The sequence below is a fragment of the Pedobacter sp. HMWF019 genome (assembly GCF_003061025.1).
Taxonomy (GTDB): domain Bacteria; phylum Bacteroidota; class Bacteroidia; order Sphingobacteriales; family Sphingobacteriaceae; genus Pedobacter.
On record NZ_QAIL01000440.1, the window covers coordinates 1 to 7,576 of the forward strand.

The following is a 7,576-nucleotide window of genomic DNA, read 5'->3' on the forward strand; positions in this document are numbered from 1 at the left end:
ATGAAAGTTAGGTCATCAATTAAAAAACGTAGCGCTGATTGTAAGGTTATTCGTCGTAAAGGTAAACTTTACGTAATCAACAAGAAAAACCCTAAATACAAGCAACGTCAGGGATAAGAAATTATTGAAGTATGATTGGATTGAATGTACAGGTTACTCAATCTGTCGTTTAATCAAATAATCAACATTAGTATAAAATATGGCAAGGATATCAGGTATTGATTTACCAAGAAACAAAAGAGGCGAAATTGGATTAACTTACATCTATGGTGTAGGTAGATCTACTGCTCAACGTATATTAACGGAAGCAGGTATCGATTTAAGCAAAAAAGTACAGGACTGGTCTGATGATGAATTATCAGCGATCCGTACCATTATCAACGAGCAGATCAAAGTAGAAGGTGCTTTGCGTTCTGAAGTTCAGTTGAACATTAAACGTTTAATGGATATCGGCTGTTACCGTGGCCTACGTCACAGAAAAGGTTTACCAGTGCGTGGTCAACGTACTAAAAACAATTCTCGTACACGTAAAGGCAAGAGAAAAACAGTTGCTAACAAGAAAAAAGCTACTAAATAATATTAGTATCGAAGTATAATTATGGCTAAGAGTAAAAAAGTAACCAAAAAGCGTATTGTTGTTATTGAGTCTGTTGGTCAGGCCCACATCAATGCTACTTTTAACAATATCATTGTTACGTTAACAAATAACAATGGTCAAACGATTTCATGGTCTTCAGCAGGTAAAATGGGCTTTAAAGGTTCTAAAAAGAACACTCCATACGCTGCAGGACAAGCTGCATCTGATTGCGGTAAAGTAGCGTTTGATCTTGGTCTGCGTAAAGTAGAAGTATTTGTTAAAGGTCCAGGTTCAGGCCGCGAGTCTGCAATCAGAACTTTACAAGTAGCAGGTATTGAAGTAATGTCTATTAAAGATATTACCCCACTTCCTCACAACGGTTGTCGTCCACCGAAAAAGAGAAGAGTTTAATTATTAATTTTTAAAGCTAAGAGTCTGCAGCTAAAGGTTGCACGATACTTTAAAACAAAGAAGAAATGGCAAGATATACAGGACCTAAGTCCAAAATCGCGCGTAAATTCAGAGAGCCAATTTTCGGCCCTGATAAAGTATTAGATAGAAAAAATTATCCTCCTGGACAGCACGGTGCTTCCAAAAGAAGAGGAAAACAATCTGAGTACGCTGTACAGTTAATGGAAAAACAAAAAGTGAAATATACTTATGGTGTATTAGAGCGTCAGTTCCGTAACTTATTTACAAAAGCGTCATCACGTCAGGGTATTACCGGTGATAACTTATTGCAATTATTAGAAGCCCGTTTAGATAATACGGTTTACAGATTGGGTATTGCAACTACACGTTCAGCTGCACGTCAGTTAGTTAGCCATAAACACGTAACAGTGAATGGTGAAGTGGTAAATATTCCTTCTTATCAGTTAAAGGCGGGTGATGTTATTGCGGTTCGCGAGAAATCGAAAACTTTAGAAGCAATCACGAACTCTGTTGCTGGAAGAGTAATCAATAAATTCAATTGGTTAGACTGGGATGCAAAAGAACTTACTGGTAAGTTCCTTGCTTATCCAAACCGCGACGAGATTCCGGAAAATATAAAAGAGAACCTTATAGTAGAGTTGTACTCTAAGTAACAATCTTCATTAACTGCCTTCGGGCAGTTAATTTTTTTTGCGTTACAAAATTTTAATAACGATCTAAAAACATTATAAATGGCAATTTTAGCATTTCAGAAACCCGATAAGGTAATCATGCAGAAATCGACTGATTTCGATGGTACATTTGAATTTCGTCCTTTAGAGCCCGGTTTCGGTGTAACAATTGGTAATGCCTTAAGAAGAATTTTATTGTCTTCATTAGAAGGTTATGCCATTACTAGTATTCGTTTTTCTGGCGTTTCCCATGAGTTTTCTACCATGAAAGGTGTGGTTGAAGATTTAACTGAAATCATTCTTAACTTAAAACAAGTTCGTTTTAAGAAAGTTGGTGATGTGGGTGATTCTGAAAAGGTTTTCATCATAGTAAGTGGACAAGATCAGTTTAAAGCAGGTGATGTTACTAAATTCTCCAGTAATTTTGAGGTGTTAAACCCAGAGCTGGTGATCTGCAATATGGAAAAATCTGTGACTTTAGAGGTGGAATTGACCATCAATAAAGGACGTGGTTATGTTCCTGCAGAAGAGAATAAAATTAATGATGCTGTTGTTGGTGTAATTGCTATCGATTCGATCTTTACTCCAATGAAAAATGTAAAATACACGATTGAAAACTATCGTGTTGAACAGAAAACAGATTATGAAAAGTTAATCTTAGATATTTCAACAGATGGATCTATTCATCCTGAAGAAGCATTAAAGGAAGCTGCAAAAATCCTGATCCAGCATTTCATGCTGTTCTCTGATGAGAACCTTGTGCTGGAGTCTCAGGCTAAAGAAGAAACTAAAGAAGTTGATGAGGAAATCCTGCATATGCGTAAGATCCTTAAAACTGAATTAGTTGATCTGGATCTTTCAGTTCGTGCATTGAACTGCTTAAAAGCAGCTGATATCCGTACACTGGCTGACCTTGTTTCTTATGATGTAGCTGATATGTTGAAATTCAGGAACTTTGGTAAAAAATCACTGACTGAAATTCAGGAATTGGTGAAATCTAAAAGTTTATCTTTTGGAATGAACCTGTCTAAATTCAAGTTAGACGAAGAATAAAAAACAAATAACATATTGTTAATCGTGTGTAATTCCCTCGAATTAATTTCAAAGAGACGGTACACAAGAATAAATTAAAAAATGAGACACGGTAAAAAAGTAAATCACTTAGGAAGAACAGATTCACATCGTAGAGCGATGCTGGCTAACATGGCTTCATCACTTATTAAAAATAAAAGGATCTCAACTACTTTAGCAAAAGCAAAAGCTTTGCGTATGTATGTTGAACCTATTATCACTAAATCTAAAAATGATACTACACATTCTCGTCGTATTGTATTTAGCTATTTACAGGATAAAGATACGGTTACTGAATTGTTCCGCGATGTAGCTGCTAAAGTAGCTAACCGTCCGGGTGGTTATACAAGGATCATCAAGTTGAACAATCGTTTGGGTGATAACGCGGAAATGGCGTTGATCGAGTTGGTTGATTACAACGAGGTTTATGGTAAAGAAGCAGAATCGGCTGAAAAGAAAACAACTCGTCGTGGTAGAAGCAAAGCTAAAAAAGCTGACGCACCTGCTAAAGAAGAAAAAGTTGCTGAAGCTAAAGCTGAAGAAGTTGTTGAAGAAACACCTGCTAAAGAAGAAGCTGCTACTGAAGAGAAAGCAGAAGATAAAGGCGAATAGTCTAATCTTTTTTCTAAAATATAAAAGCCCTGTCCGGATCGGATGGGGCTTTTTGTTTTACAAATCCCTGAGCAAAAGGTTATCTTTGTGATCTAACTCCATTTCATGTCAAATCAGCTTCATTTAGATCAGTTCAGGGTACAATTGCAGGATAGCCTTCTTTCCGGTGTCTTTGTTAAAGTTTCTTTAGGTAATTACCAGGGAAATGAAAAAGAACTGAAAAATATATATGTAAGGCGAGTAAAGATTAAAAGGAATGATATGCTTTCCTTTACTTATCGTTATAAGACAAGGGATATATTTAAGAACTATCCGTTGGAAGAGGGGATTCAAATGATCGTTCAGTTGATCAGCAATGACTTTAAGATCTGTACTTTGTTTACGACTCTGAAGGAGCTTATTCTGGAGCATAATAGAAAGGGGGAGATCGCTGTCAGGGAGACCTTGATAAAGGGAGCTGGTGTTCCTGATCTGGCCCATAATAAGGAAAAGAAAAGATTGATTAAACCTGCTGTTGAAAGGAACTATCTGCATGATCTGAATATTACAGATGAACAGGGAGAAGTATTTAAAAATGCGCAGGATAAATACAAGCAGATTAACCAGTATATTGAATTGCTAAGTCCTATGATTAAGGAGCTGCCAGCCGGATCACTAAAGAAGGTGGCAGATATGGGGTCGGGAAAGGGGTATCTTACGTTTGCGTTGTACGATTATCTGCAGAATGTTCTGAAGTTGGATGTGCAGGTGACTGGGGTAGAGTATAGGGAAGATTTGGTTAAACTTTGTAATCGTATAGCGGTGAAATCGGGCTTTACCGGATTGAATTTTGCAGAAGGATCAATTCAGGATTTCGATGCTTCCTCTACTGATTTACTCATTGCTTTACATGCTTGCGATACGGCAACTGATGATGCAATTTTCAAAGGAATTAAGGCTGGATCAAAACTTATTGTAGTTGCTCCTTGTTGCCACAAACAAATCAGAAAAGAAATTGTTAAAGGTAAAAAGAGAAATGAATTGGATTTTTTGACCAGGCATGGGATTTTTCTGGAACGTCAGGCAGAGATGGTAACTGATGCAATGAGAGCTTTGATACTGGAGTATTTTGGTTATAAAACAAAGGTGATGCAGTTTATTTCAGATGCGCATACGCCTAAAAATGTTCTGGTTGTTGGGGTAAAAACAAAAGATAATCCTGGTAACAGGAAAGAGGTTCTGGAGAAGATCAGAGAAACAAAGGTTTATTTTGGGATTGGCTATCATCATTTGGAGCGGCTTCTTGGACTTGATGCGTAGGATTATGCCAACCTGTCAGAGGGTGATAAGGTTCTGATTTACATTTTAGCAGGCTTGGAAGGGCTATATATGTCAATTCTCTGCCAAATCTAAATTGGCACAACCCTTGTTTAGTACGAGTTATCGAATTAGTATAACATTAAAAGATATAATAAAAATGGGAAAAATTATTGGTATAGACTTAGGAACAACGAACTCTTGCGTAGCCGTAATGGAAGGTAACGAACCTGTAGTTATAGCCAACAGTGAAGGTAAACGTACAACGCCATCTATTGTTGCTTTTGCAGAGAACGGTGAGCGTAAGGTAGGTGAGCCGGCTAAACGTCAGGCGATCACCAATCCTACAAAGACAATTTATTCAATTAAGCGCTTTATGGGAAGCAGCTTTGCGGAAGTAACTAAAGAAGCAGGCCGTGTTCCTTATAAGGTAGTTAAAGGCGACAATAATACACCTCGCGTGGAAATTGACGACCGTAAATATACTCCTCAGGAGATCTCTGCGATGATCTTGCAGAAAATGAAAAAAACAGCTGAAGACTTTTTGGGTCAGGAAGTAACAGAAGCGGTAATTACTGTTCCTGCTTATTTTAATGATGCACAACGTCAGGCTACTAAGGAGGCTGGTGAGATTGCTGGTTTAACAGTTAAACGTATCATTAACGAGCCTACTGCTGCTGCCTTGGCTTATGGCCTGGATAAAGCCCACAAAGACATGAAAATTGTGGTTTTTGACTGCGGTGGTGGTACACATGACGTTTCTGTTTTAGAATTGGGTGATGGTGTTTTTGAAGTAAAATCTACCGATGGTGATACACACCTTGGTGGTGATGATTTTGACCACATTATCATTGAATGGTTAGCTGGTGAATTCAAAAACGAATATGGTATGGACCTTCACCAGGATCCAATGGCATTGCAACGTTTGAAAGAAGCTGCTGAAAAAGCTAAAATAGAGTTATCAAGCACAACTTCTACAGAAATCAATTTGCCGTATATCACAGCTGATGCAACAGGACCTAAACACTTGGTTAGAACGCTTAGCCGTGCTAAATTTGAGCAATTGGCAAGTGACTTGATCAAACGTACTATTGATCCTTGTAAATCTGCCTTGAAAAATGCTGGTTTAAAAACTTCTGATATTGATGAGATCATCTTAGTCGGTGGATCAACTCGTATTCCTGCGATTCAGGAGGCGGTTAAAGCTTTCTTTGGTAAGGAGCCATCTAAAGGCGTAAACCCTGATGAGGTGGTAGCTATCGGAGCGGCAATCCAAGGTGGTGTATTGACTGGTGAGGTTAAAGATGTATTGTTATTAGATGTTACTCCATTATCCTTAGGTATTGAAACTATGGGTGGTGTAATGACTAAATTAATTGAAGCCAATACAACTATTCCTTCTAAAAAGGCAGAAACTTTCTCTACAGCTGCTGATAACCAGCCTTCTGTTGAGATCCATATTTTACAAGGCGAGCGCCCTATGGCTGCTCAGAACCGTACAATTGGTCGTTTCATTTTGGATGGTATTCCACCAGCACCTCGTGGCGTGCCTCAGGTTGAAGTTGCTTTTGATATTGATGCCAACGGTATCTTACACGTAAGTGCTAAAGATAAAGCGACAGGTAAAGAGCAAAAGATCCGTATTGAAGCTTCATCTGGTTTAACAGACGAAGAGATCAAAAAAATGAAAGAAGAAGCAGAGCAAAATGCAGAAGCTGATAAAGTAGCTAAAGAAGAAGCTGACAAAATCAACAGCGCAGATGCATTGATCTTCTCTACAGAAAAACAACTGAAAGAATTTGGTGATAAGATTTCTGCAGATAAAAAAGCGCCTATCGAAGAAGGTTTGAAAAAACTGAAAGACGCACATGCTGCAAGAAACTTTGCTGATATTGATGCAGCTCAGACTGCACTTCAGGAAGCATGGAACGCTGCTTCTGAAGAGATGTATAAAGCAGGTCAGGATGGTGCTGCACAACCAGAAGGTGGTGCTGAGCAACATGGCGAACAAGCTGGTAACGGAGGCGATAATGTAACTGACGTTGACTTTGAAGAAGTAAAAGATGATAAAAAATAATCGTTTCATTGCTATATAAAAAAGGCCCCGGTAATTTTACCGGGGCCTTTTTTGATTTAGGAACTTAGTTCCACAATTTCTCAGGATAAGTACCGTCTTTGATCAATTGATCTATACTGGCTTGTACAAAAGGCTTATCTTCTTTGTAGGTTACACCAAACCACTGACTGTCGGTAGGAATAACTTTAAATGAGGCTGTATCCGTTTTTACAAGGTTTTCTCCAATCAGGGGAATAAAGAACTCGGCTTTTGGTTTATCTTTATTTTCTAAAGCGAAAACCTTGAAAAGTTCTTCCGTTAGTTTAAACACTGCAGGAGTAAATCCCCAGAAGTTCATAGAAACAGGGGTGTCATATTCCAGTGGATATTCCGTTCCGTTTTCTTCATATACGATTGTATCGGCTTTTTTATAAACCTGGGTGCGCTCAGTAATTTCCTCAAGATATCCGGCATCGTTAGTCTTGCAAACACCACGGGATACAGAACCGAAATCAGATAATGTTTTTCCAATCTGATATCCAACAATAGAATAATTGCTGTCTGTTGCTTCTTCAGTTAAAAAGTCCACCATTTTTTTAAAGGCATCAAAGCCATAGTAGTCGTCAGCATTGATCACACAAAATGGTTCTTTAATTACTTTTCTGCCGGATAGGATTGCGTGAGCTGTTCCCCATGGCTTTTCACGATAGATCTCTTCTTCAATTCCAAATTGTTTAAGATCGAAGTTTTGAAATACGTAATCGGTCTCAATTCTTCCATTGAGCTTAGGTTCAAATATGGCTTTAAAATTTTCTACGAATTCTTCTTTGATGATAAAGACTACTTTTCCAAATCCTGCTT

General features: G+C 38.1%; 9 protein-coding genes. 8 read left to right on the forward strand and 1 reads right to left on the reverse strand.

From position 1 onward, the window contains the following. The 8 genes from rpmJ to dnaK form a co-directional block, all read left to right on the forward strand. Nucleotides 1-117 (forward strand): 50S ribosomal protein L36 (rpmJ, locus tag DBR11_RS23365; RefSeq protein WP_107214554.1); only part of this gene is annotated, 117 nt, incomplete at its 5' end. An 82-nt stretch (nt 118-199) separates the two neighbouring features. Next, nucleotides 200-577, forward strand: coding sequence for a 30S ribosomal protein S13 (rpsM, locus tag DBR11_RS23370; protein ID WP_108555015.1), 378 nt, complete (start codon nt 200-202; stop codon nt 575-577). A 21-nt stretch (nt 578-598) separates the two neighbouring features. Beyond that, nucleotides 599-988, forward strand: coding sequence for a 30S ribosomal protein S11 (gene rpsK / locus DBR11_RS23375; protein ID WP_055910073.1), 390 nt, complete (start codon nt 599-601; stop codon nt 986-988). Nucleotides 989-1,053: 65 nt separating this feature from the next. After that, nucleotides 1,054-1,662: a 30S ribosomal protein S4 gene (gene rpsD / locus DBR11_RS23380; protein WP_108555016.1), complete on the forward strand. Its 609-nt coding sequence runs from the start codon at nt 1,054-1,056 to the stop codon at nt 1,660-1,662. A 78-nt stretch (nt 1,663-1,740) separates the two neighbouring features. Further along, the gene (locus DBR11_RS23385; RefSeq protein WP_108555017.1) at nt 1,741-2,733 is read left to right on the forward strand and encodes a DNA-directed RNA polymerase subunit alpha; all 993 of its coding nucleotides are present in this window, start codon (nt 1,741-1,743) and stop codon (nt 2,731-2,733) included. Nucleotides 2,734-2,814: 81 nt separating this feature from the next. Next, on the forward strand, nt 2,815-3,363 hold the full coding sequence (gene rplQ, locus DBR11_RS23390; RefSeq protein ID WP_108555018.1) for a 50S ribosomal protein L17: 549 nt from the start codon (nt 2,815-2,817) through the stop codon (nt 3,361-3,363). Nucleotides 3,364-3,468: 105 nt separating this feature from the next. Further along, a complete protein-coding gene (locus DBR11_RS23395) occupies nt 3,469-4,662 on the forward strand; it encodes an SAM-dependent methyltransferase (RefSeq protein ID WP_108555019.1) in 1,194 nt (397 codons plus the stop codon). Nucleotides 4,663-4,819: 157 nt separating this feature from the next. Next, entirely contained in the window at nt 4,820-6,736 is a 1,917-nt protein-coding gene (gene dnaK, locus DBR11_RS23400) for a molecular chaperone DnaK (protein WP_108555020.1), read from the forward strand. Between the two features lie 64 nt (nt 6,737-6,800). Here the strand turns inward: dnaK and DBR11_RS23405 are convergent. Then, nucleotides 6,801-7,576: sugar phosphate nucleotidyltransferase (locus DBR11_RS23405; protein WP_108555021.1), on the reverse strand; the 776-nt coding region annotated here is incomplete at its 5' end.

What these genes read in the sequence shown, in the direction of transcription:
- rpsM (WP_108555015.1), top strand. Translation starts at nt 200, where the DNA reads ATGGCAAGGATATCAGGTATTGATTTACCAAGAAACAAAAGAGGCGAA.
- rpsK (WP_055910073.1), top strand. Translation starts at nt 599, where the DNA reads ATGGCTAAGAGTAAAAAAGTAACCAAAAAGCGTATTGTTGTTATTGAG.
- rpsD (WP_108555016.1), top strand. Translation starts at nt 1,054, where the DNA reads ATGGCAAGATATACAGGACCTAAGTCCAAAATCGCGCGTAAATTCAGA.
- DBR11_RS23385 (WP_108555017.1), top strand. Translation starts at nt 1,741, where the DNA reads ATGGCAATTTTAGCATTTCAGAAACCCGATAAGGTAATCATGCAGAAA.
- rplQ (WP_108555018.1), top strand. Translation starts at nt 2,815, where the DNA reads ATGAGACACGGTAAAAAAGTAAATCACTTAGGAAGAACAGATTCACAT.
- DBR11_RS23395 (WP_108555019.1), top strand. Translation starts at nt 3,469, where the DNA reads ATGTCAAATCAGCTTCATTTAGATCAGTTCAGGGTACAATTGCAGGAT.
- dnaK (WP_108555020.1), top strand. Translation starts at nt 4,820, where the DNA reads ATGGGAAAAATTATTGGTATAGACTTAGGAACAACGAACTCTTGCGTA.